The sequence below is a fragment of the Ensifer sp. SSB1 genome (genome assembly GCF_016652895.1).
In the GTDB taxonomy this organism is placed as follows: domain Bacteria; phylum Pseudomonadota; class Alphaproteobacteria; order Rhizobiales; family Rhizobiaceae; genus Ensifer.
In genome coordinates this window covers 1-23937 of the sequence record NZ_JAEPRP010000109.1, presented here as the reverse complement: position 1 = coordinate 23937, position 23937 = coordinate 1, and the positions used below count along the sequence as shown (strand labels likewise).

Sequence of the window (23937 nt, the reverse complement as noted above, 5' to 3'; positions counted from 1 at the left end):
GCGTCTTCCAGATCGCTGGTATCTGGGCTTCCGACCCGAACGCTTACTGGGCTGAATCTGAGTGGACCGTTGCTGCTTCCTACCGTTGGAACGCAACCGACAAGCTCGCCATCACCCCCGGCGTTCAGTACTTCGGCAGCCTGCAGGACTCGTACACCAGCTTCGGCGGTGACGACATGTGGCGCGCTGGCGTAACGGTTGACTACAAGATCACCGAAGGCCTCGCGACCCGCGTGTCGGTTCAGTATGAAGATGCTGACAACAGCAACGATCAGGTATTCGGCTTCGTCCGTCTGCAGCGCGACTTCTAAGATCGTCTGACTTCGGTCAGAAGAGAGAAACCCGGCTTTCGAGCCGGGTTTTTTCGTTTGGAAGTATCCTGCCGTGCCGTGGCAGCCTGCGGCCGACTATTTGCCGGGGCCTGTGCTTGCTGAAGCTAATGTCCGTTGATGCGCTTGCCGTGGCGGTGATCGGCGGGCTCGGCACTAGCGCCCTAGTGCGAAGCCCGAGAGGAAGGAAGCAATTGCCTGTCGAGGGCCGTCGAGATGCAAAAGCGGTGCGTGGCCCTGACCGAGCGCGGTGAACTCCGCCATGTCAGGATGTCGACTGCTCATTTCCTGCAACGTTGCTTCCGACAGAACCCGGGAATACTGGCCTCGGATGCCTAAAAGCGGCATTCGAGAGAGGGCATCGAATTGCGGCCAAAGGGTGGGTAGCGGCGTTTCAGCTGTGAGACCCAGCAGTTGGTGGGCGATGGCTGGATCAAAGTCAGGCACGGCAGCGCCGTCCTCATCGCGATAGATCGCCGTTGCCATCTGCAGCCATTCGCGGTCGCTGAGAATCGGAAAATCGGCTCCGTGCAGGTTCTTCAGATACCGGGGTGCTGTCCCCCAGCTTATCGCGCCGCTCGGCTCCCTGTTGAGATAGTCGCGAATGGCCAGCAGGCCCTCGATTTCGATGACTGGTCCAATGTCATTCAGCACCGTGCCTGCGATAAGGTCAGGCGCGACGCTGACGAGGTGGTGCAGGATCAGCCCTCCGCGGGACGTGCCGATGAAAACTGCGCGATCGATCTCCAGATGGGCGCAAGCCGTGATGATGTCGTTCGTTTCGGTCGCGATCGAGTAGTGGCTCTTGTCGGCGTCTCGTGCCGAACCGCCGCGACCGCGATAGTCGAACGAAAAGACGGTGTGTCCGCCCCCGGACGGTGACGCGAGCAAGATCGCGAGCTCGTGAAAGTCACGGCTGTTGCGCGTGAGGCCCGGCAGGCAGATGACCGGGAGCGTCGTTGTGGGGCGGGCGGGGCCATAGCTCCGGGCGTAGAGCTGCAAGCCATCTGTTGCGGGGAAGCGATGTTCCCGAAACCCGTCTTCTTTCATTGCCAGTCTCCACCCCGATATCGGTGGAATGGTAGCTTCTCGAAGAGAAAGGGCAAGGCATACACTTGGTGGGGTGAGCCTGTGCGTTCGCTTGCGACCGACGCACTAGCGAACGCATGGGCTAAAAGGGGCGAACTGGCTTCACAGCGAAAGCGGTCATCTGCCCATCAATAAGGTGAACTGCACTGACGCCGCGGACCGCCATAAGGCTGATACGAGTTGTCCCAGGCGCGATAAGAACGATAGCGGGCGTAGCACCAGCGCGTATGCGCGTCACCGCTGACTGCTCGCGGCCCATTGTAGTACCGCGGCTGGTTTATCAGGCCGCCTACGATCGCGCCGGCCGCAAGTCCACCGATGAAAGCGCCAGCGTCATTGTTGTGGTGGTGGCGGTATCGGTCGCGATAGTAGCCATCCCGGTAATAGCCGTCCCGATAGTATCCGTGTCGATCGCGATAATCGCGATCACGATAGCTGTCACGTCGGCCCTGAAGTTCGCAATAGGGGACGGCGCAACTGGAACGGTTCTTGCGATCTTCGCCGCGCTCGTTTTGGAACTGAGCCTTCTGGACGTCACTCGTTCGCGACATCTGCGGAGCGATCGGGAATGCTCCGGCAGCCGGAATACTGCTCATTGCCGTCGCCAAAGACAGGGCGATCATAGGTAAGGTCTTCATTGTGTTCACCATTTCCTTCAGGAAAGATCGAACTTTCAGAAGGGAAATGGCTTGGGCCGCGTTTTGTGCCGCCCGCTGTCATCACGATTATTTGAACGGCCCGGGTCGCGCCGACTATTGGCGCCCCATCCTCAGATCCTCGACGATGTCGGCCTTCTGCCCGAGCCTCGACTTGTAAACCTGATAGTTTTCCATGACCCGCTGCACATAATTGCGGGTCTCCTGGAATGGAATGCGCTCGATCCAGTCGACGACTTCGTCGATCGGCTTGCCGCGTGGGTCGCCATAGCGGCCAAGCCACTCCGGTACACGGCGCGGCCCGGCGTTATAGGCAATGAAGGTCAGGATATAGGAGCCGCCGAAGCTGCTGATCTGTTCGCCGAGGTAATGGGCGCCGAGCGTGGCGTTGTACCCCGCATCGCTGGTCAGCCGATCCTGCGAATAGGCAAGGCCATAGCGACTGGCGACGCCCTTGGCGGTGCCCGGCATCAATTGCAGCAGGCCGCGGGCATTGGCGGTGGAGATGGCTGCGGGATTGAAGGCGCTTTCCTGCCGCGCGATCGCATAGGCAAGCGCCTTGCCGGAACCGTCGATATTGGCGCTCGAAGGGATCACGCCGACGGGAAAGGCGAGGGCAGCGACATCGATGCCGCGTCCGAATGCAATCTTGCCGATCTGGAGCGAGAGCTGGTGGTTTCCGGCCTTCTCCGCGCGCGCCGAAAGCAGGGCGAGCTCGCCGGGACTGGTCAGCTCCTCGGCAAGCGCACGGTAGATGCTGTCGGCGCGCCAGGCGTGGCCGGCGCTTTCAAGGCGGGAGATCGCGCGCACCGCCTCACGGTTCTCGAACTGTGCCCGGTCGTTCGCCGATGGGGCAGGGTAGGCGACGTTCAACGTCTTGCGGCCAAGCCGGGCGGCTGCGAGTTGCCCATAGAAGGTTCCGGGGTAACGGGCGGCATTGGCGAAATACTCGCTGGCATCGCCCGGTCCGCCGGCCTCGGCCGAACGGCCCAGCCAATACCAGGCGCGAGAGGCGGAAAGCGGACGGTTTGAAACGTCGAGGATGCGGCGGAAGTGGCGCGCTGCGATCGCCGGATCTTCCATGCCACGCAATGCGTACCAGCCAGCGTGGAATTCGGCATCGACAACATCGGTCGCCTCCGTTGCCAGATGGCTGGCCGCGATCCGGTAGGCGCCCTTGAAGTCGCCCGCGTCAAGCAGGCCTCGGCTGACAACACGCTGCTCGACCCACCATTCGCCAGGATTGACGAGCACCCCTCTGTCCTTCGGCATACGGGCAAGCAGCTTGGCCGCCTCCTCGTATTTTTTCTGCTTTCGCAAGGATTCGATCTGAATGAACAGGTAGGCCGGGTCCTTGCGCCAGGAGGGATCGACCGCCGCGATCAGCGCATCGGCCTTGTCGTTGCCCCGATTGACCGCTGCCCAGGCACGATAGAGTGACTGTGCCTTGCCGAGATCACCAAAGCGCTCGGCCTGTTCGACGCGGTTGCGGTAAAGGAGCATGGCCATGCGCCGCTGATGATCGGCTGGCGTCAGCAGACCAGAGAACTCAGCCAGGATCAGGCTCTCCATATCCTTGTCGAGCGCATCCCGTTGCCAGATGCCGCGCAAGCGTTTCGCGGCTGCTTCTGTTTGTCCCTGGGCGACAAGCGCGCGCGCCAGAATGAGGGTTCCTTCGGTCGTCTCAGGCTGTGTGTTGCCAAAGGCGGCAAGGACATCGGCGGCCGGCGGATTTTCGCGAAAGAGGGCCCGCTCCGAATTGGCGCGCAGGGATTTCAAGCCGGGCCATCCCTGAAGTTCGCGCTGGGCGTCGGCGATCTCAAAGGAAGGAATGCCGCGCTGGCCGGAAACGGCAATCGCCCAGGTCAGGATGTGCCGGTCGAGCGCATCGCGGCTCATGGCATTGCGAACGGCAATCGCTGCCGCCGGCTGCCGGTTGGACAGAGCGTCGAGGCCCGTCTTCAGATCGCTGTTGATTGGGGCAACGATCGCCGGAATGGCATTGGTGGTCTCGTCGGCGGCAACTTGCGCAGCCTTCCCCGACATGTCGGGTTTGCGAGCCGGAACCGGTATTCGCTCCAGCGTTTCGGAACTGAACGCCGGCGATGTGAGCAACGCAGCGCCGATGATGGCGGCGACAGGCAGAAAGTTTGATCCGCGCATCAAGAGGCCGTGTTCCCCGTGTCTCACATTCATCTGCCGCCGGATTGCCTGAGACAAGACTAGCGGCCAATATTGATCATGGCAATCGCACCTTGCCGCCCCACGCCCAAGGCGGAGCGGGACCAATATGTGGGCTGAACGTCAAGCTTTTTGCACGAAAACCGGCGTGAAATGCCGTGTCACGACGCTTGCCGCAGCCTCCTCACATGATTATGGTGCGGCAGTTTTTTAACCGTCGATTACGGCCAAAGCATGAGTGCATTTTGCGTCTTTGCGCCGTCAGGAGTTGTGCATGTTCAAGGGTTCCATTCCCGCTCTCGTAACACCGTTCACCGCGACCGGCGCGGTGGATGCGGATGGTTTCGTCGCGCATGTGGAATGGCAGATAAAAGAGGGTAGCCATGGTCTCGTGCCGGTCGGCACCACCGGCGAGTCTCCGACCCTTTCCCATGAAGAGCACAAGAAGGTCGTTGAACTCTGCATCGAGGCCGCCGCCAAGCGTGTGCCTGTTATAGCAGGCGCCGGCTCCAACAATACGACAGAAGCGATCGAGCTTGCACAGCATGCCGAAAAGGCTGGTGCCGACGCGATCCTCGTTGTCACGCCTTACTACAACAAGCCGACGCAGAAGGGCCTCTTTGCGCATTTTGCCGCGATCGCCGAGAGCGTGAAACTGCCGATCGTCATCTACAACATTCCCGGCCGTTCGGTCGTGGATATGAGCGTCGAGACTATGGCTACGCTTGCCAAGGCCTATTCGAACATCATCGGTGTCAAGGATGCGACCGGCAAGATCGAGCGCGTCTCCGAACAGCGCATGGCCTGCGGTCCGGAATTCGTCCAGCTTTCGGGCGAAGACGCAACTGCGCTCGGCTTCAACGCCCATGGCGGCGTCGGCTGCATTTCCGTAACGGCCAATGTGGCTCCGCGGCTTTGCGCCGAATTCCAGGAGGCAACGCTTGCCGGTGAGTTCGCCAAGGCGCTCGATTACCAGGACAAGCTGATGCCGCTGCACAAAGCGATTTTCATGGAGCCCGGTGTTTGCGGCGCGAAGTATGCGCTGAACCGCCTCGGCCGGATGAGCCGCGCCGTGCGCTCGCCGCTGCTGTCGACGCTCGAGCCGGCAACCGAAGCGGCGATCGATGCGGCGCTGAGGCATGCAGGATTGATGAACTGATGGCACCCAAGGGAAGCCAGCGCACGGTCAACAAGGTTGTGGCGGAAAACCGGAAGGCCCGCTTCAACTACGAGATCGTCGATACCTACGAGGCCGGTCTGGTTTTGACCGGCACCGAGGTCAAGTCGCTGCGCGAAGGCAAGGCCAACATTGCTGAGTCCTATGCGACGGACGAAGGCGGAGAGATCTGGCTGATCAATTCCTATCTGCCGGAATATCTGCAGGCGAACCGCTTCAACCATGAAACGCGGCGTCGGCGGAAGCTGCTTCTGTCGAAGCGCGAAGTCAATCGCCTGCAGGGTGCGGTCAACCGCGAAGGCATGTCGCTGATCCCGCTGCGCATCTATTTCAACGAGCGCGGCCGTGCCAAGCTCGAGCTGGCGCTCGGCAAGGGCAAGAAACTGCACGACAAGCGCGAGAGCGCGAAAGAGCGTGATTGGAACCGGCAGAAAAGCCGCCTGCTGAAGGATCGCGGCTAAGCGATCCTTGGTGCGCGAAGACGGCTTGCATTAATTCCAACGAAAACGGCGGGCGATCTAGGAAGATGTGCGGCTGGCTGCGTGTCATTCGCTGCCACCGCATGCCCAGAGCCTTCAATTGTTCTTTTGATTTACGATACGCACCGACGCCTTGAAACGGCAGTTCCTGCGATCGTCGCGCATCAGATCTCGACGGGGTCCGCCACCGGCTCGGGGGTGTGGCGCGGCGTGCGTTCGGAAGGCTCGCGACCGATCTCTGCCCGCAGGGTGGCGAGATCGATGAAGTGATCCGCCTGGCGACGCAGGTCGTCGGCGATCATTGGCGGCTGGGTCGACATCGTCGAGACAACGGAAACCTTGCGGCCGCGGCGCTGCAGGGCTTCGACGAGCGTTGTGAAATCGCCATCACCGGAAAAGATGACGAGGTGATCGACCGTTTCAGACTGTTCCATGGCATCAATCGCGAGTTCGATGTCCATATTGCCCTTGATCTTGCGGCGACCAAGTGAGTCGGTGAATTCCTTGGCCGGCTTCGTCACGACCTTGTAACCGTTGTAGTCTAGCCAATCGATCAGCGGGCGGATCGAAGAATATTCCTGATCTTCGATGAGTGCGGTGTAGTAGTAGGCGCGCAGCAGATAGCCGCGTTTTTGAAATGCTTTCAGGAGTTTGCGATAGTCGATGTCGAAGCCGAGACTCTTCGATGCCGCGTAGAGATTTGCGCCGTCGATAAAAAGTGCGATCTTTTCGCGGGGATCAAACATCGTCTTTCCTTTTCAATGCCGGCGCATCCAGTGCCCGCTGCCGGCCGATACGCAAAAATAAGTCGTTTACATTAATAATTGCTGATATTGCAAATAATGTAGGCTAGGCATTGCATTATTCCAGCAGAGCGCTCGCGAATATAGCTAGTTTTAGCAGTTGCTATAGATAGTCCACATCCGTGGAATGCCTTTTCTACCAGGCGTTTTGGCGTCGCGGTCTGCGATGCAACCAGGTGTTTGTGAGTAAGGTTTTCCAGCCCATTAGGATCGCATTTTATCACGAAGTGTGACGTTACGTGAGCGTCCCTCGAAGGAAAAACTTGAACTTGTCTTGTTTTGATTGTATCCGGGCGGCTAATTCCAGAAATCGGAGCCGACGAGGCCGTCGCTAGACGGCTGTTCCGGTTTCGTGTCGTCAATCCGTGCAGCGGCAATGCCGCCGCGCTTCGAGCCCAAAAGGACAGGCAATGGCCCGCGTCACCGTCGAAGATTGCATCGACAAGGTCGATAACCGTTTCGAACTCGTTCTGCTTGCCAGCCACCGCGCGCGCCTGATCTCCCAGGGTGCCGCCATCACCATCGACCGCGACAACGACAAGAACCCGGTCGTAGCGCTTCGCGAGATCGCCGATGAGACCCTTTCTCCCGGCGACCTCAAGGAAGATCTGATCCACTCGCTGCAGAAGCACGTCGAGGTGGACGAGCCCGAGCCGGATCCGGCTTCGCTGCTGCAGTCGGAAACGGAAACCACGTTTACCGAAGTTGCCGAGGACGAAGACCAGCCGGAAGCGATCACTTTCGACCGCATGTCGGAAGAGGAGCTGCTGGCCGGCATCGAAGGTCTTGTGCCGCCGGAAAAGAGCGACGACTACTGAGATCTTTCGCGGAACGCCCGTTCCTGCGTGTTTTCAAAGCAGTGCGCCACTCGTATGATTGGCGCACTTTTTTATTGATTTCTTCTAGAGTGGGATGAGGAAATGTGTGTGCGGTCGTCCGCCCGCATCCCGCTCTAACTTATGAGAAAATCATCCTGATCTAGAGGACCGCCAGCGAATGATGCGCCAATACGAGCTCGTTGAGCGCGTGCAAAAATACAAGCCCGACGTCAATGAAGCCTTGCTCAACAAGGCTTACGTCTATGCGATGCAAAAGCATGGCCAGCAGAAGCGGGCAAGCGGCGATCCCTATATCTCTCATCCGCTTGAAGTGGCGGCGATCCTGACGGAAATGCGGCTCGACGAGTCGACGATTGCGGTCGCACTTCTTCACGACACGATCGAAGACACGACGGCGACCCGCCAGGAGATTGATGACCTCTTCGGCGAGGACATCGGTGCGCTTGTCGAGGGACTGACGAAGATCAAGAAGCTCGATCTCGTTACCAAGAAGGCCAAGCAGGCCGAAAACCTGCGCAAACTGCTGCTGGCGATCTCGGACGACGTGCGCGTGTTGCTGGTCAAGCTTGCTGACCGGCTGCACAATATGCGCACGCTCGATCACATGTCGGCGGAGAAACGAGCCCGCATCTCCGAGGAGACGATGGATATCTATGCGCCGCTCGCCGGCCGCATGGGTATGCAGGACATGCGCGAGGAGCTCGAAAACCTCTCGTTCCGCCACATCAATCCGGAAGCTTTCGAGACCGTCACCCGGCGGCTGGAAGAGCTTTCGCAGCGCAACGAAGGTTTGATCAAGAAGATCGAAGACGAATTGCGGGAGTTGCTTCAGGCGGAAGGCCTGAAGGCTGCACAGGTCAAAGGCCGGCAAAAGAAACCCTATTCCGTCTTCCGCAAGATGCAGTCGAAGTCGCTGTCCTTCGAGCAGCTTTCCGACGTCTGGGGTTTCCGTATCATCGTCGACGACATCCCGTCCTGCTATCGGGCGCTCGGTATCGTACATACCCGCTGGCGGGTCGTCCCCGGTCGCTTCAAGGACTACATCTCGACGCCGAAGCAGAATGACTATCAGTCGATCCACACGACGATCGTCGGCCCCTCGCGTCAGCGCATCGAGCTGCAGATTCGCACACGGCGCATGAACGACATCGCCGAATACGGTATCGCGGCCCATTCGCTCTACAAGGACGGGGAGGGGAACTCGACGGATCCGGCCTTGTCGCCGACCTCGAACGCTTATTCCTGGCTGCGGCGTACGATCGAATCCCTGGCCGAGGGAGATAACCCCGAAGAGTTCCTCGAGCACACCAAGCTCGAACTGTTCCAGGATCAGGTGTTCTGCTTCACGCCCAAGGGACAGTTGATCGCGCTGCCGCGCGGCGCGACGCCGATCGACTTTGCCTATGCCGTGCACACCAATATTGGCGACACCTGCGTCGGCGCGAAGATCAATGGCCGCATCATGCCGTTGGTCACGCGCCTCAACAACGGCGACGAGGTGGAGATCATCCGCTCCGGCATCCAGGTGCCGCCGCCGGCTTGGGAAGAGATTGTCGTTACCGGCAAGGCGCGCTCTGCCATCCGCCGCGCGACGCGTGCCGCCATTCGCAAGCAATATGCCGGCCTCGGCTATCGCATTCTGGAACGCACTTTCGAGCGTGCCGGCAAGTCGTTTTCGCGCGAAGCGCTGAAGCCGGCCCTGCATCGTCTCGGTCAGAAGGAAGTCGAGGACGCCATCGCTGCGGTCGGTCGCGGCGAGCTCTCGTCGCTCGATGTGCTGCGCGCCGTCTTCCCGGACCATCAGGATGAGCGCGTGACGGTGAAGCCCAGTGCCGACGATGGCTGGTTCAACATGCGCAGCGCCGCCGGCATGGTGTTCAAGCTGCCGGGTCGTGGCAAGGACGCGAACGGAGTAGCACAGGTCGAAGGGCCGGAAGCGCTTCCGATCCGCGGCCTCTCCGGCAATGCCGAGGTGCACTTCAGTCCTGCCGGCGCCATTCCCGGCGATCGTATCGTCGGCATCATGGAGAAGGACAAGGGCATCACGATCTATCCGATCCAGTCGCCGATCCTGCAGAAGTTCGACGACGAACCGGAGCGCTGGATCGACGTGCGCTGGGATCTGGACGAAGCCAACAGCAGCCGCTTCATCGCTCGGATTGCAATCAGTGCTCTGAACGAGCCCGGAACGCTGGCGGAAGTGGCCCAGGCGATCGCGACCAGCGACGTCAATATTCGCTCGCTGTCGATGGGACGCGTGGCTGCCGACTTCAGCGAGCTCCAGTTCGATCTCGAGGTCTGGGATCTACGTCAGCTCAACCACCTGATCACGCAGCTCAAGGAGCTTCCGAGCGTGTCCATGGTGAAGCGTCTCTTCGAATAGGCCGAACAGCGCGGCGGCCTACAGGGCTGTCGTGCCCATTGGTGGGGCTGTTCTGAATGCGGCTGCCTCAAAAACAGGCAGCGGATGCATGGCAAAGTGGCAAGGCATGCTGTCGCTGCATGGCTGCCGCCTTTTCCTGGAGCTGGTGGAAAAGCGACCTCTAAACTATCTTCTGTGTCGGGAGGTAAACAAAGAGGTTTGCCATGTTCAGTCAGTTGAAGAAGATCACCCGCGCATTGCGCGTCCCCACTCAGGAAGAGCGCGAGCTCGCCTATCTCAATAGCTCGGTCGATCGTATCGATCTCGAATACCGTCAGCGCCAGATCGATCGCGGCCTGTTCCGCAACTACTAAGTCGATCGCGTCCCGTCTCAGGGCGGGATGCTGAAGCCATGCGTTCGGTGAATGGCTCGCCTGCGACATATGCGCGGCGCGCCAGCGGGTTGCAAGCAGAAGGTATGACGCCTATCTTGCGGCCAGCAAACAGGCGGACGCGCCGTCTTGTGCCGATTGACGGCTCCAAGATGCGGTCATGACGGCAGAATGTTATTCAGACGTAGAAAACCGGTCACGATTTCCGAAAGGCTCCGCGCGCTCCTTTGGCCGCGCAAGGGCTTTCGGCGTGGCCCGCGCTACATCGCCTTGAGGATTTTGCGTCTCTCATCGACGCCGCATTCGATTGCTATCGGGGTGGCTGCGGGTGCGGCATCGTCGTTCACGCCGTTTTTCGGCCTGCACATCATCATAGCCGTTGCCCTGGCCTTCGTCTTCTCGGGCAACCTGGTTGCCGCGGCGATCACCACCGCGCTTGCCAACCCGGTGACGATCCCGATGATCCTGACGGCCTCCTATGAACTCGGCATTGCCATCCTGGGCGTGGAGAGTGCTCACGCCGCCAGCAGCGCGGAAGTCATGCGCATGGTCGAGCGCCTTGACCTTTCGGCCCTTTGGGGACCTGTGTTCAAGCCGATGCTCATCGGCTCCCTGCCGCTGGCCGCTGCCGGCGCGTTGATTTCCTATCTCGTGGCTTTCCAGGCGGCTCGCCTCTTCCAGAAGCGACGCCGGGCGCGCACCAAAGACTTCGGATCCTCCTCATGATTATTGGCATAGGCAGCGACCTGATCGATATCAGGCGGATCGAAAACTCGCTTTCTCGCTTCGGCGAGCGCTTCGTGCAGCGTTGTTTCACCGATGTAGAGATCGCCAAGTCCGAAGGCCGGAAAAACAGGGCCGCGTCCTACGCCAAGCGGTTTGCCGCCAAGGAAGCCTGTTCGAAGGCGCTCGGTACCGGTCTCGCGCAGGGCGTCTTCTGGAAAGACATGGGCGTCATCAATTTGCCCGGCGGCAAGCCGACAATGAACCTCACCGGTGGTGCGGCCGAGCGTCTGGCGCAGATGCTGCCGCCCCATCACCGGGCGGCCATTCACCTGACGATTACCGATGATTTTCCTCTGGCGCAGGCCTTCGTGATTATCGAAGCCCTGCCCGTTGCTCCGGTTGAGGGAACGGTTTAGAGCATTCCGCTGGAAAACCCGGTCTGCGGCGATTGAAGGGCAGGCAGTCTGCAGCATATGAGACCGGGTTCAACGCAGTTTGAATGTGGGATCAAAACTGCGGAAGAAAGTTGAGAGCAAGCCCCGGTGAGGGCGTTGCCATGATAAAGGAAGACATAAGCGTGGCAGAAAAGACAGAAGCGAAGCAGAGCGGTCTCTGGGAAAACGTGAAGGTCGTTATCCAGGCGTTGCTCCTGGCCGTGGTCATCCGTACGGTTCTCTTTCAGCCCTTCACCATTCCCTCGGGCTCGATGATGCCGACCCTGCTCGTTGGCGACTATATCTTCGTCAACAAGTTCGCCTACGGCTTCTCCAAGTATTCGCTGCCGCTTTCTCCCGACCTGTTCTCCGGCCGCATTTTCGCAAGCGAGCCGAAGCGTGGCGACATCGTCGTCTTCCGCTTCCCGCCGAACCCCGACATCGACTACATCAAGCGCCTCGTCGGCCTGCCGGGTGATCGTGTCCAGGTGCGCAACAGCATCCTCTACATCAACGACAAGCCGGTCGACCGCGCGCCGGACGGTGCGTTCCGTGCCGACGACCAGTACGATACCGGCGGCGACGTCCCGGTCTATCGCGAAACGATGGACAACGGTGTGTCCTACGACACGCTCGACCAGTTCCCGGATTCGCGCGGCGACAACACCCGCGAATTCATCGTGCCGGCCGGCCATTACTTCATGATGGGCGACAACCGCGACAATTCGGCTGACAGCCGCTTCGACGTCGGCTTCGTTCCGGCCGAAAACCTGGTCGGCCGCGCCAGCATGATCTTCTTCTCGCTTGGCAACGACACTTCGTTCCGCGAAATCTGGAAGTGGCCGGCGAACCTACGCTACGATCGTCTGTTCAAGGCGGTCGAATAATGAAGTCGCGGACGCTAAGCGCGGAGGATCGGGCAAAGCTCGAGACCGTGATTGGCTATCAGTTTGCTGAGAAGGAGCGCCTGGATCGGGCGCTCACCCATTCCAGCGCCCGTAGTGCCAAGGGCTCCAACTATCAGCGGCTGGAGTTCCTGGGCGACCGGGTTCTGGGGCTGTGCGTTGCCGAACTTCTGTTCCAGACCTTTCGCGACGCAAATGAAGGCGAACTGTCGGTAAGGCTGAACCAGCTCGTCAGCGCCGAAAGCTGCGCCAAGGTCGCAGATGACATGGAGTTGCACCAGTTCATCCGCACCGGCTCCGACGTCAAGAAGATTACCGGCAAGGCGATGATGAATGTGCGCGCCGATGTGGTAGAGTCGCTCATCGCCGCCATCTATCTCGATGGGGGCCTTGAGGCTGCGCGCGGCTTCGTGCTGCGCCACTGGAAGGATCGGGCAGTACGCGCCGACGGCGCGCGCCGCGATGCGAAGACCGAATTGCAGGAATGGGCGCATGCCAAGTTCGGCATTGCGCCGTCATACAGGACGGACGACCGTTCCGGCCCGGACCATGATCCTCGCTTCACGGTAACCGTGGAGATTTCGGGGGTCGCGCCGGAGACCGGGATCGATAGGTCCAAGCGTGGCGCCGAGCAGATCGCCGCGATGAAATTGCTGGAACGCGAAGGCGTGTGGCGGAAAAATTCCGCCGGAAATTGACGGAAAAAATGACGGATATGGAAAAAGATGCGGCCGCCGAAGGCGCGCCGACCCACTCGGGTTTCGTGGCGCTGATCGGCGCGACCAACGCAGGCAAGTCGACTTTGGTCAACCGCCTCGTCGGTGCCAAGGTGTCGATCGTCAGCCACAAGGTCCAGACGACGCGCGCGATCGTGCGCGGCATCGCAATCCACGACAACGCCCAGATCGTCTTCATGGACACGCCCGGCATCTTCAAACCGCGCCGCCGGCTCGATCGCGCCATGGTTACGACCGCCTGGGGCGGAGCCAAGGACGCCGACGTGATCATGCTCCTAATCGATAGCGAGCGTGGCCTGAAGGGTGACGCGGAAGCGATCCTCGAGGGGCTGAAGGAAGTGCACCAGCCGAAGATCCTTGTGTTGAACAAGATCGATCAGGTGCGTCCAGAAGATCTCTTGAAGCTCGCGGCGGCGGCCAACGAGACGATCAAGTTCGAACGTACCTTCATGATCTCGGCGCTGAACGGTTCGGGCTGCAAGGATCTGATGGACTATCTCGCCGAAACCTTGCCGGAAGGCCCCTGGTACTATCCGGAGGATCAGATTTCCGATCTGCCGATGCGCCAGCTTGCCGCCGAAATCACTCGCGAGAAGCTCTTCCTGCGCCTGCATCAGGAACTTCCCTATGCCTCGCACGTCGAAACCGAGAAGTGGGAAGAGCGCAAGGATGGATCGGTTCGCATCGAACAGGTGATCTACGTCGAGCGCGAGAGCCAGAAGAAGATCGCGCTTGGCAAGAATGGCGACGCGATCAAGGCGATTTCGACCGCATCGCGCAAGGAGATCTCCGAGATCCTCGAGCAGCCGGTGCACCTGTTCCTCTTCGTCAAGGTGCGCGAGAACTGGGGCGACGACCCCGAGCGCTTCCGCGAAATGGGCCTCGAGTTCCCGCGATAGGCCGGGGCATACGGCCTTCAATACAATCACGGCACCTGTCGCAATCGGGTGCCGTGCTCCGGCCGCGCGCCGTATATGAGACTGGCGCAAATCACCGCAGCACTTTAGGTCTGCAGCATAACTCCTTCAGTCGATTCCGGTTTAGGCGTTGCGCAAGTGCCGCCGCGGGCGGCGATATCACGCGCCCGCTATGCGCTTTCCGTTGTCATCGAGAACCGGCTCCCCGTCCTCCTTCGAGAACGGGCCCTTGTGCGTGTCGGGCAGGATCCCGAGCACCAGTTCGGACGGGCGGCAAAGCCGCGTGCCGATCGGCGTCACCACGAAGGGGCGGTTGATGAGAATAGGATGTTCCATCATCGCGTCGAGCAGGCGTTCGTCGCTGAGTGTGGGGTCCGCGAGCCCGAGTTCCGCATAGGGCGTGCCTTTTTCGCGGATCACGTCACGAACCGTCAGGCCGGCGTCAGTGATTATCTTCTGGAGTTCCTGCCGCGATGGCGGCGCCTGCAGATACTCGACCACAGTCGGTTCGATACCGGCGTTGCGGATCATCGCAAGCGTGTTGCGTGAAGTGCCGCAGGCGGGGTTGTGGTAGATCGTGACGTTCATGCGTTGGCCTCCTGCGAAGTCGAGATGGTCAGCAGCCGGTCTCGACGATTGTTCTCGAAGCCATAGGCTCGATGCGGGCAAGGGGCAAGCCGCACGCTGGATGCTGCCTCAGTCCGCCATGGCCTCAGCGACCTGCCGTTTTCCCAGTGCCGGACCGATCATCTCGATACGGTTGGTCCAGATGTAGCCGGAAAACCCCGGCGGGACCAATTCCAGGTCCTGCATCGTATCGATCCCGGTGGTGAAATCGCCACCGTGATAGGGGCCGAGCAGGATGATCTCGCTGCCCGCCGCTTCCATCCGTTCGGCGAAGCGGTCCGGCCAGCCCCAGAGGAGTTGCGCATAATTGCCGGGCACAACGACGAGGGTGTTGCGGCAGGCCTCCGGCGTCAGGCCCGTCCAGCCAAAGCCGAGATAGCGCGTCAGGCACGCCATCGTCGACGTCCGATCATAGCCGCGCATCCCTTCCAGGCGCTTGAGCGTCTCGCGGGTCGGCTCCTCGCCGCCATAGGCCCCGAACACCGCCTGTCGCCATTGCGGCTGCGCTTCGATCAGCGTTGCGAGTGCCGTGCCTTCCTCTGCGCGCCGGCTCTTGAAGTTGACCAGGAACTTGCGGTCGGGGAAGGCCGCCAGCACTTCATCCAGCGTCGGCATTTGGCCGACACCCTTGCCCCGGAACGGGAAAGACGTGCCGCCATCGGCGGTGTAGCCATAGCCGATGTCGAGGGACTTCAGGGTGGCCATTGGCGTTTCCTCGGTCACGCCCTTGCCCTCGGTGCGGCAGTCGAGCGTCCAGTCGTGAAAGACGGCGAACTGTTTGTCCGGGGTGAGATGCACGTCGAGTTCGACTACGTCGGCCCCGGCATCGAAGGCAGCCTGCATAGAGGCGATGGTGTTTTCGAGATAGGGATGCTGCGGCGTGTCGATGACCGTTGCCGTGCAGGTGTCTTTGCCGACATTGGCCTTCGAATAGGTCTGGTGAACGCCGCGATGTGCGAGCAGTTTCGCCGTGCCTGCAGGCGGCGCGACAAACATAGACGTGTTCATCGCCCAGACGACGGCAGCAAACAGCACGATAGCGGCAAGGGCTTTCTTCATCCCGATTCTCCTCTTGCAACCGGGATTGCCCGACAATGTGGCGCGACGATGATCGTGCACGTTTTGCGTGCGTGTCGCGGATTGCGAACAATGTGTCACCCGCGCGCGCGATTGACCCTTGGCCGAGCCCTGTGAGACGTAGCGGTCGCTGATTTTGCGATCCGGAGAAGAGAGATGCCGCAGCTGGTCGAGGGAAAATGGGTCAAGGGCGACGTTGCGGCCAGCGAGATGAAGGGCGGCGCGTTCCACCGGGAGCCGACGCGCTTTCATCGCTGGATCACGCCGGATGGCAGCCCAGGACCGGATGGCCAGCCGGCCGTGCCGAGCGAGGCCGGGCGCTACCGCCTGTTCGTTTCTTACCTCTGCCCCTGGGCCTCGCGCACGATCGCCTTTCGCAATCTCAAAGGGCTGCAGAACATTGTCGGTCTGACGGTTTCAAATCCGGTGCTCGGAGAGGACGGCTGGGTTTATGACGAGCCGGTCGATGCCGGGGAGCGTGTCGGCAAGATCCGCTTCCATCACGAACTCTACGTGGCGAGCGACCCGATCTATACCGGCAAGGTGTCGGTACCGGTTCTCTGGGACATGCGCGAAGGGCGGATCGTCAACAACGAGTCCGCCGATATCATCCGCATCCTGAACACGGGCTTCGATCACCTGACAGGTAACCGGCTCGATTTCTATCCGCAGGCGCTCCGGAGCGACATCGATCGCTGGAATGGGCCGATCTATGAACGCGTCAACAACGGTGTCTATCGGTCCGGCTTTGCCAAGACGCAGGAGGCCTATGATGAGGCGGTGGCAAGCCTTTTCGGCATGCTCGACGACCTCGAGGCGCACCTGGCGGTTAACCGTTATCTCGCGGGCGAGTACCTGACCGAAGCCGACATCCGCTTGTTCGTCACCCTGGTTCGCTTCGATGCGGCCTATCACGGTGCCTTCAAATGCAATATTCGCCGGATCGAGGATTATCCGGCGCTGTCGAACTATTTGCGTGAAATCTACCAGTGGACGGGTATCCGCGAGAGCGTGCGCATCGATCACATCAAGCGCGGCTACTACGGCATTGCCCACATCAATCCGACCCGCATCGTTCCCGCCGGCCCGACGCTGGATTTCGATCGCCCGCATGATCGCGCCCGCCTGACGGGGCGAGGGGTCGTCGGCGCATAGGGTCATTCCTCAGCATTTGCTAAGGAAACAAATTTATGAGGGGCCACAAAAGAGCCCATTGCCAATCGGTCGAGCGTTCCTAAATTAATGGAAGTTCTGATGGATAGGAGCCCGATGGCGGCTGGCCTGACGAATTTCCGGCAGCGCAAGCACGAGTTGCGAGATGCGCCCGCTGGATGCCCGTGAGGCCACGCCCGAGCCGGTTCTCGCCGCTTCCGGACGGGCCGCATCTGTTCCCCATGCGCGCTCGCGCAACCCCCGGAAGCCCCGAAAGAGCCGACCCTTCGCATCTCTCATGCGCCAGAACACGTATGTAGGTCTGGTAGGGGTGGGAAATGAATGCAGCATTGTTGACTTTGCTTCGCCGTCTTGTTCGCATCGGCAATCTGACGGTGTTTTTTTCTTCCGGCAAACAGGTCATCTTGGGTGACGGCACCGGAAAACCGGCAACGATCCGCATCGTCGATGCGGAGGCAGAAAAGGCGATCGTCCAGGACCCTGGCCTTCGCTTTGGTGAAATGTATATGGATGGGCGCGTCGTCATCGAAAAAGGTGACATCTTCGACGTGCTGTCGATCGTAAAGACCAATGGGCTGGAGAATGCGGCAACGCTCTCCAACTCGCTGATGACCATGCAGCATGTCTTGCGTCAGCAGGTGCGAAGCCGCCTACCTGTCAACCGCAACCGGCACAACGTTGCGCATCACTACGATCTCGATCGTAAGCTCTTCAACCTGTTCCTCGATGAGGACTGGCAATATTCCTGCGCCTATTTCCAGCCGCGCGGTATCTCGCTCGATGCGGCCCAGCTTGCAAAGAAGCGGCACATCGCCGCAAAGCTGCTGTTGGAGCCGGGACAGAAAGTACTCGAAGTCGGTTCCGGCTGGGGCGGAATGGCCATGTACCTGGCCGAATCCTCCGGTGTCGAAGTCACCGGCATCACCCTCAGCGAAGAGCAGCTCAAGGTGTCACGTGATCGTGCCGCCAGGCGCGGGCTTTCCGATCGCGTCCGCTTCGAACTGCAGGACTACCGCACCCTGCAGGGCCGGCAATTCGATCGCATCGTCTCGGTCGGCATGTTCGAGCATGTCGGCATCGGTAACTACGGCAATTTCTTCAACAAGATGAAGGAGCTTTTGAAGCCGGAAGGCGTCATGCTGCTGCATTCGATCGGCCAGGTCTACAAGCCATGGGCGACCAACCCTTGGATCGAAAAATACATCTTCCCCGGCGGTTACATTCCCGCCCTCTCCGAGGTTTTGCCTTCGGTCGAGCGGATGCGCCTGCTGGTGAAGGATATCGAGATCCTGCCGATGCACTATGCGTGGACCTTGCGGGCCTGGCGGGAGCGTTTCGTCGCACGGCGTGAAGAGGCGGTGCGGCTCTATGACGAGCGCTTCTTCCGCATGTGGGAGTTCTATTTGGCGGCCTCGGAAACGGCCTTCCTCTACGACAAGCACTTCATCTTCCAGCTTCAGCTCTCGCCGTCTCTCGAAGCCGTACCTGTGTCGCGCGGCTACATCGAGGAGCGCGAGCGGCAGTTGATCGAGTTCGAGAAGCGCCGGCCGCAGCTCGAGCCCGTCAACAATTGGGATGAGGCGGAGCCGGAAGAACATATCGAACCGGCTGCAATCGCAGTCTGATCCAGGAGCCATCCCCCGCCGCCGCAGCCCGGCACGGGATGGCCACCTCCCATCTTCTGTGGAGTTCGGAATTTCCTCCGAAGGCCTTCACTTGGCCTCGAAGCTCTGCGCCTTTATGGTCGCCGACCAAACGACTGCCACTTTCCTCAGATCAGCTCCGATCCAAGGACAAAACGTGCAGCGCTTCGAAGCGCCGCAGGAAAGACGGAATTGCCCATGGCCAGCCCCGCTAAATCCATCGCCGCCATCATCGCCAGTGAAATCAAGGCAGCCCCTTCGCAGGTCACAGCCGCTGTCGAGCTGCTGGACGAGGGGGCAACGGTGCCGTTCATCGCGCGCTACCGCAAGGAAGTGACCGGCGGGCTCGATGATACGCAACTGCGTGTGCTGTCGGAGCGGTTGACCTATCTGCGCGAACTCGAGGCGCGTCGCGCATCCATCCTCGAGTCGATCCGCGGACAGGACAAGCTGACCGCCGAACTCGAAGCCAAGATTGCCGCCGTCGAGACCAAGGCGGAGCTCGAAGACATCTATCTGCCCTATAAGCCGAAGCGCCGCACCAAGGCGGAGATCGCCCGCGAGCGTGGGCTCGCGCCGCTGGCCGAAGCCATTCTTGCCGATCGTTCCGTCGCGCCCGCCGACCGCGCAACGGCGTTTCTCACGGCCGAGGTGGCCGATGTGAAGGCTGCGCTCGATGGTGCGCGGGACATCATCGCCGAAGGCATGACGGAAAACGCCGATCTCCTCGGTCGCCTGCGTAATCACATGAAGGGCGCCGCGTTCCTGCGCGCCAAGGTCGTCGACGGCAAGCAGGAGGCAGGCGCCAAGTTCTCGGATTACTTCGATCATTCCGAGCGTTGGGCGACCACGCCCGGCCATCGCGCACTGGCGATGCTGCGCGGCTGGAACGAAGAGGTGCTCTCCGTCGACATCGTCGTCGACCAGGACGATACCTCGCCGATAAAGCCGGTCGAGCGCATGATCGCCGCCGCCTACAATGTCGGCGCCCATCTGCCGGGCGACAAATGGCTCTCGGAGATGATCGGCTGGACCTGGCGGGTGAAGCTCTCCATGTCATTGTCGCTTGACCTGATGCGCGAACTGCGCGAGCGCGCCGAGGAAGAGGCGATCCACGTCTTTGCCCGCAATCTCAAGGATCTCTTGCTTGCCGCTCCCGCGGGATCGCGGTCAACGATGGGGCTCGATCCGGGCATCCGCACCGGTGTGAAAGTCGCGGTGGTCGATGGCACGGGCAAGCTGCTCGAAACGACGACCGTCTATCCGTTCCCGCCGAAGAACGACATCCGCGGAACGCAGGCCGAACTCGCTTCGTTGGTCCGCAGGCACAACGTGGAACTGATCGCGATCGGTAACGGTACCGGCAGCCGCGAGACCGAAAAGCTCGTCGCCGACATGCTCCAGCAGTTGCCCGCGCCGAAGCCGACCAAGGTCATCGTTTCCGAAGCCGGCGCCTCGGTCTACTCGGCCTCCGAAACGGCTGCCCTGGAGTTCCCCGGCCTTGACGTTTCGTTGCGCGGTGCGGTCTCGATCGCCCGCCGCCTGCAGGATCCGTTGGCCGAGCTCGTGAAGATCGAGCCGAAGTCGATCGGGGTTGGACAGTACCAGCACGATGTCGACCAGTCGAAGCTCAGCCGGTCGCTCGATGCGGTGGTGGAAGACGCGGTGAATGCCGTCGGCGTCGACGTCAACACGGCATCGGCCCCGCTGCTCGCCCGTGTTTCCGGTCTTGGCAAATCTTCCGCCGAGGCAATCGTCGCACATCGTGACGCGACCGGGCCGTTTGGCAGCCGCAAGGAACTCTTGAACGTGCCGCGGCTCGGCGCACGCACCTTCGAACAGTGCGCAGGCTTCCTGCGCATCCCCAACGGCAAGGAGCCGCTCGACGCCTCGTCCGTCCATCCGGAAGCCTATGGCGTCGCCAAGAAGATCGTCGCTGCCTGCGGCCGCGACGTCCGTGCTCTGATGGGTGATAGCGCCGCGCTGAAGCAGCTCGATCCGCGAGCCTTCGTCGACGAACGGTTCGGACTGCCGACCGTGAAGGACATTCTCGCCGAACTCGAAAAGCCGGGCCGCGACCCGCGCCCGAGCTTCAAGACCGCGACCTTTGCCGAGGGCGTAGACGACATCAAGGACTTGAAGGTCGGTATGCAGCTCGAAGGCACCGTCACCAACGTTGCGGCCTTCGGCGCTTTCGTCGATATCGGCGTGCACCAGGATGGTCTCGTTCACGTGTCCCAGCTCGCGGATCGTTTCGTCAAGGACCCGCACGAGGTGGTAAAGGCCGGGGACGTCGTGACCGTGCGCGTCACCGAGGTGGACGTCCCCCGCAAGCGCATCGGCCTGACGATGCGGAAGGATGGTGGCGCAGAGTCAGGCCGCGATGCCCGTGGCAGCACACCGAACGCAGGCAACCGCGGCGCGCCCATGCGCCAGCAGAAGCCGCAAGCGCCGTCACAGGGCGCATTTGGTGCGGCCCTGATGGAGGCGATGAAGCGCAAATAGCAGCATCTGCGCAAGGGGCGCTCCGGCGCCCCTGATCACCGGTCTATAATTTAGATAATTGTAATAATCGCGGCTTTCCGCCATACTTCTGCGATCGTGGCACCTGCGCAGTTTGTGGGCAGTGTGCCGATGGAGCAGCCGGATCTACGGCGGAAAAGGTCAGCGGAAACTCCTCCTCCGCCGGGCGTCCGGTGAAAGGAGTTGCGTGATGGTACGCAAGGCGATCCGCGGCCTGGCGCTGGCCGCCCTCTTGGCGGCCGGGGTGACGGCGCGTCCGGTCCCCGCAGTTTCGCAGGCCCCGATAAACTGCGCCAATCGATCCGAGGTGATCGAGTTTCTGGCGCGGCAATACCGGGAAAAGCCGGCTGCGACAGCGCAGATCAATCCCCAGGCGATCATGGAAGTCTATGCGGCCGACAACGGCAGCTGGACATTGATCGTCACCGACGTCAACGGCCGAAGCTGCGTCATCCTTGCCGGCAAGAGTTGGGAAGCTCTGCCGCCGCTACCGATTCCAAAGGCATAATCGGCGCGCCGTCCCGTTCGCTTCTGTCCGCCGTGTCGGCCAAAGCCCCTCAGAGGGGCCGGCCGATGCTGGAATAGGCAAAGCCGTGCTTGGCAACCTCGTCCTGGCGGTAGATGTTTCGGAGGTCGACGAGCACAGGCGTCTTCATCGCCGACTTCAGGCGGCGGAAGTCGAGCGCGCGGAACTCGTTCCATTCCGTCACGATCACCAATGCATCGGCTTCGTTGGCCGCTTCATAGGGGTCGCTGGCATAGTCGATACCGTCGATGATCTTCCGGGCGTTGTCCATGCCTTCCGGGTCGTAGCCGACAATGTGGGCGCCGGCATCCTGCAGCGTCTGCACGATGGCAATCGCCGGGCTGTCGCGCATGTCGTCGGTGTTCGGCTTGAAGGTGAGGCCGAGTACCGCGATCTTGTGGCCGCGCACGTCGCCGCCGGCCGCCGCAATCACCTTGCGGCCCATCGCCCGCTTGCGGTTGTCGTTGATCGCAACCGTGGTCTCGACGAGACGGACGGGCGCATCATGGTCCTGCGCGGTCTTGACCAGGGCCAGCGTATCCTTCGGGAAGCACGAGCCGCCGTATCCCGGTCCGGCATGCAGGAACTTCGAGCCGATGCGGCCGTCGAGACCGATGCCGCGGGCGACGTCCTGCACATTGGCGCCGACCTTTTCGCAAAGATCCGCCATCTCGTTGATGAAGGTGATCTTCATCGCCAGGAAGGCGTTGCCGGCATACTTGATCAGCTCGGAGGTGCGTCGTGACGTGAAGACGAGCGGCGACTGGTTGAGGTAGAGCGGCCGGTAAACCTCGGTCATGACGTCGCGGGCCCGCACGTCATCATCGGCAACACCGATGACGATGCGGTCAGGCCGCTTGAAGTCCTCGATCGCCGCGCCTTCGCGCAGGAACTCCGGATTGGAGACGACAGCAAAGTCGGCCTCCGGATTGGTTTCGCGGATGATGCGCTCGACCTCGTCGCCCGTGCCGACCGGAACGGTGGATTTGGTGACGATGACGGTGAAGCCCTGGAGGTTTACGGCGATCTCGCGCGCCGCCGCATGCACGTAGGAGAGGTCCGCGTGGCCATCGCCACGGCGGGAAGGGGTGCCGACCGCAATGAAGATGACGTCGCTGTCGGCGACGGCGGAAACGAGATCGGTGGTGAACGACAGACGGCCCGAGGCGACGTTGCTGGCCACCAATTGATCGAGGCCGGGTTCGAAGATCGGAATACGCCCCTGCATCAAGGCGTCGATCTTGCTCTCATCCTTGTCGAGACAGACAACGTCGTGACCGAAATCCGCAAAACACACACCGGAAACGAGGCCTACATAGCCGGCGCCGATCATCGTGATTTTCATTGGCTCTTTCCTTTGTTGTCTGGCGAGCTCTTGTTCGTGAACGTGGAAACCATGCGGGTTCGCACGCCCTTATGCTTGCGGGGCCGAGGGTCCGGCTTTCCCGCCGACATTGTAATATTCCTCATACCAGGCGGCAAAGCGTGCCACGCCTTCTTCCACCGGTATCGAAGGCTTGAAATCAGTCAGCGCCTCCAGGAGGTTCGGGGAGGCATAGGTGCGCGGCACATCGCCCTGCTGCATCGGCAACATGTTGCGCAGCGCCGGCTTGCCGACGGCCTTCTCGACCGTTTCGACGAATGTCATCAGTTCGACCGGCTGGCCGCCGCCGATGTTGACCACCCGGAAAGGACCCTGGCGCGACAGCGTGTCTTCGGCCTTTTCGGTCGGCACGCGGTTCTCTTCCGCCGGGGCCACATGCGAGAGCCGGAGGATGCCTTCGACGAGGTCGTCGATATAGGTGAAGTCGCGGCTCATGCGGCCTTCGCCATAGATGTCGATCGGCTGCCCCTTGTGGATGGCGTCGACGAACTTGAACAGCGCCATGTCAGGCCGCCCCCAGGGTCCGTAGACGGTGAAGAAGCGAAAGGCAGTGGTCGGGACCTTGTAGAGATGCGCATAGCTGTGCGCCATCAGTTCCGCCGACTTCTTGGTGGCCGCATAGAGCGTCATCGGCTCGTCGGCGCGATCGGTCTCCGCAAACGGGATCTTCTCGTTGGCGCCATAGATCGAGGACGTCGAAGCCAGCATCAGGTGCTTGGGGCCGAGTTCCCGCGCCAGTTCCAGGACGTTCCAGGAGCCGACCAGGTTGGAATCCACATAGGCCTTGGGGTTTTCGAGGCTGTAGCGAACGCCGGCCTGGGCAGCGAGGTGGATGATGACCTCCGGCTCGGCAATCTCCGCGGCATGGTTGAGCGCCGCGCGGTCTTCGAGCATGCCGACGACAGCCTTGAAGCCGTTCGAACGCGCCAGGATTTCATGCCGCCGCTGCTTCAGCGTC

At 61.2% G+C, this 23937-nt stretch carries 22 protein-coding genes and 1 pseudogene; 15 read left to right on the top strand and 8 right to left on the bottom strand.

The features are described 5' to 3' along the window. A partial coding sequence (locus tag I8N66_RS24060) for a porin (RefSeq protein ID WP_291158850.1) occupies window positions 1–311 on the top strand: 311 nt, incomplete at its 5' end. A 174-nt stretch (window positions 312–485) separates the two neighbouring features. Here I8N66_RS24060 and I8N66_RS24055 read toward each other — a convergent pair. The 3 genes from I8N66_RS24055 to I8N66_RS24045 form a co-directional block, all read right to left on the bottom strand. After that, window positions 486–1379 carry an alpha/beta hydrolase gene (locus I8N66_RS24055; protein WP_291158848.1) on the bottom strand — a complete coding sequence of 298 codons (894 nt, stop codon included), beginning with the start codon at window positions 1377–1379 and terminating at the stop codon, window positions 486–488. 167 nt (window positions 1380–1546) lie between these two features. Continuing rightward, window positions 1547–2056: a BA14K family protein gene (locus I8N66_RS24050; protein ID WP_291158845.1), complete on the bottom strand. Its 510-nt coding sequence runs from the start codon at window positions 2054–2056 to the stop codon at window positions 1547–1549. A 114-nt stretch (window positions 2057–2170) separates the two neighbouring features. Then, window positions 2171–4237 carry a lytic transglycosylase domain-containing protein gene (locus I8N66_RS24045; RefSeq protein WP_291158842.1) on the bottom strand — a complete coding sequence of 689 codons (2067 nt, stop codon included), beginning with the start codon at window positions 4235–4237 and terminating at the stop codon, window positions 2171–2173. Window positions 4238–4529: 292 nt separating this feature from the next. Here I8N66_RS24045 and dapA point away from each other — a divergent pair, with 292 nt between their 5' ends. Together dapA and smpB are read left to right on the top strand one after the other, a co-directional pair. After that, complete coding sequence (dapA, locus tag I8N66_RS24040) at window positions 4530–5414, top strand: 4-hydroxy-tetrahydrodipicolinate synthase (RefSeq protein ID WP_291158839.1); 885 nt, start codon at window positions 4530–4532, stop codon at window positions 5412–5414. Further along, window positions 5414–5893: an SsrA-binding protein SmpB gene (gene smpB, locus I8N66_RS24035; protein WP_113541517.1), complete on the top strand. Its 480-nt coding sequence runs from the start codon at window positions 5414–5416 to the stop codon at window positions 5891–5893. Before dapA ends, smpB begins: the two co-directional genes overlap by 1 nt. 182 nt (window positions 5894–6075) lie before the next feature. Here smpB and I8N66_RS24030 read toward each other — a convergent pair whose 3' ends face one another. Beyond that, the gene (locus I8N66_RS24030; protein WP_113541516.1) at window positions 6076–6657 is read right to left on the bottom strand and encodes an NYN domain-containing protein; all 582 of its coding nucleotides are present in this window, start codon (window positions 6655–6657) and stop codon (window positions 6076–6078) included. 467 nt (window positions 6658–7124) lie between these two features. On the opposite strand from I8N66_RS24030, the gene rpoZ reads away from it, so the two are divergent. The 8 genes and pseudogenes from rpoZ to era all read left to right on the top strand — a co-directional run bounded on the left by rpoZ (window position 7125) and on the right by era (window position 14008). Next, a complete protein-coding gene (rpoZ, locus tag I8N66_RS24025) occupies window positions 7125–7532 on the top strand; it encodes a DNA-directed RNA polymerase subunit omega (RefSeq protein ID WP_113541515.1) in 408 nt (135 codons plus the stop codon). A gap of 178 nt (window positions 7533–7710) precedes the next feature. Beyond that, window positions 7711–9936, top strand: a complete 2226-nt coding sequence (locus tag I8N66_RS24020) for a bifunctional (p)ppGpp synthetase/guanosine-3',5'-bis(diphosphate) 3'-pyrophosphohydrolase (RefSeq protein WP_291158833.1) — start codon at window positions 7711–7713, stop codon at window positions 9934–9936. Between the two features lie 203 nt (window positions 9937–10139). Then, the gene (locus tag I8N66_RS24015; RefSeq protein WP_113541513.1) at window positions 10140–10289 is read left to right on the top strand and encodes a DUF3563 family protein; all 150 of its coding nucleotides are present in this window, start codon (window positions 10140–10142) and stop codon (window positions 10287–10289) included. Window positions 10290–10393: 104 nt separating this feature from the next. Next, a pseudogene (locus I8N66_RS24010) lies at window positions 10394–11033 on the top strand (DUF2062 domain-containing protein). After that, window positions 11030–11449 carry a holo-ACP synthase gene (gene acpS, locus I8N66_RS24005; protein WP_291158827.1) on the top strand — a complete coding sequence of 140 codons (420 nt, stop codon included), beginning with the start codon at window positions 11030–11032 and terminating at the stop codon, window positions 11447–11449. The pseudogene I8N66_RS24010 and the gene acpS overlap by 4 nt, the downstream one beginning before the upstream one ends. A 161-nt stretch (window positions 11450–11610) precedes the next feature. Continuing rightward, the gene (lepB, locus tag I8N66_RS24000) at window positions 11611–12354 is read left to right on the top strand and encodes a signal peptidase I (protein ID WP_113541539.1); all 744 of its coding nucleotides are present in this window, start codon (window positions 11611–11613) and stop codon (window positions 12352–12354) included. Beyond that, a complete protein-coding gene (gene rnc, locus I8N66_RS23995; protein ID WP_291158823.1) occupies window positions 12354–13070 on the top strand; it encodes a ribonuclease III in 717 nt (238 codons plus the stop codon). Before lepB ends, rnc begins: the two co-directional genes overlap by 1 nt. An 8-nt stretch (window positions 13071–13078) precedes the next feature. Further along, complete coding sequence (gene era, locus I8N66_RS23990) at window positions 13079–14008, top strand: GTPase Era (protein ID WP_291158820.1); 930 nt, start codon at window positions 13079–13081, stop codon at window positions 14006–14008. A 177-nt stretch (window positions 14009–14185) separates the two neighbouring features. Here the strand turns inward: era and arsC are convergent, their stop codons facing one another. After that, on the bottom strand, window positions 14186–14614 hold the full coding sequence (gene arsC, locus I8N66_RS23985; protein ID WP_291158817.1) for an arsenate reductase (glutaredoxin): 429 nt from the start codon (window positions 14612–14614) through the stop codon (window positions 14186–14188). Window positions 14615–14722: 108 nt separating this feature from the next. Continuing rightward, a complete protein-coding gene (locus tag I8N66_RS23980; RefSeq protein ID WP_291158814.1) occupies window positions 14723–15712 on the bottom strand; it encodes a glycerophosphodiester phosphodiesterase family protein in 990 nt (329 codons plus the stop codon). Window positions 15713–15886: 174 nt separating this feature from the next. Between I8N66_RS23980 and I8N66_RS23975 the strand changes: the two genes are divergently transcribed. The 4 genes from I8N66_RS23975 (at window position 15887) to I8N66_RS23960 (ending at window position 21577) form a co-directional block, all read left to right on the top strand. Next, window positions 15887–16885, top strand: a complete 999-nt coding sequence (locus I8N66_RS23975) for a glutathione S-transferase family protein (RefSeq protein WP_291158811.1) — start codon at window positions 15887–15889, stop codon at window positions 16883–16885. A 335-nt stretch (window positions 16886–17220) separates the two neighbouring features. Next, the gene (locus tag I8N66_RS23970; protein ID WP_291158808.1) at window positions 17221–18528 is read left to right on the top strand and encodes a cyclopropane-fatty-acyl-phospholipid synthase family protein; all 1308 of its coding nucleotides are present in this window, start codon (window positions 17221–17223) and stop codon (window positions 18526–18528) included. A gap of 216 nt (window positions 18529–18744) precedes the next feature. Beyond that, window positions 18745–21051, top strand: a complete 2307-nt coding sequence (locus I8N66_RS23965; protein ID WP_113541505.1) for a Tex family protein — start codon at window positions 18745–18747, stop codon at window positions 21049–21051. A 208-nt stretch (window positions 21052–21259) separates the two neighbouring features. Next, window positions 21260–21577 carry a hypothetical protein gene (locus tag I8N66_RS23960; RefSeq protein WP_113541504.1) on the top strand — a complete coding sequence of 106 codons (318 nt, stop codon included), beginning with the start codon at window positions 21260–21262 and terminating at the stop codon, window positions 21575–21577. 49 nt (window positions 21578–21626) lie between these two features. Here the strand turns inward: I8N66_RS23960 and rkpK are convergent, their stop codons facing one another. Further along, window positions 21627–22940 carry a UDP-glucose 6-dehydrogenase gene (gene rkpK, locus I8N66_RS23955; RefSeq protein ID WP_291158804.1) on the bottom strand — a complete coding sequence of 438 codons (1314 nt, stop codon included), beginning with the start codon at window positions 22938–22940 and terminating at the stop codon, window positions 21627–21629. Window positions 22941–23009: 69 nt separating this feature from the next. Beyond that, the coding region (locus tag I8N66_RS23950) for an NAD-dependent epimerase/dehydratase family protein (protein ID WP_291158802.1) at window positions 23010–23937 on the bottom strand (928 nt) is incomplete at its 5' end.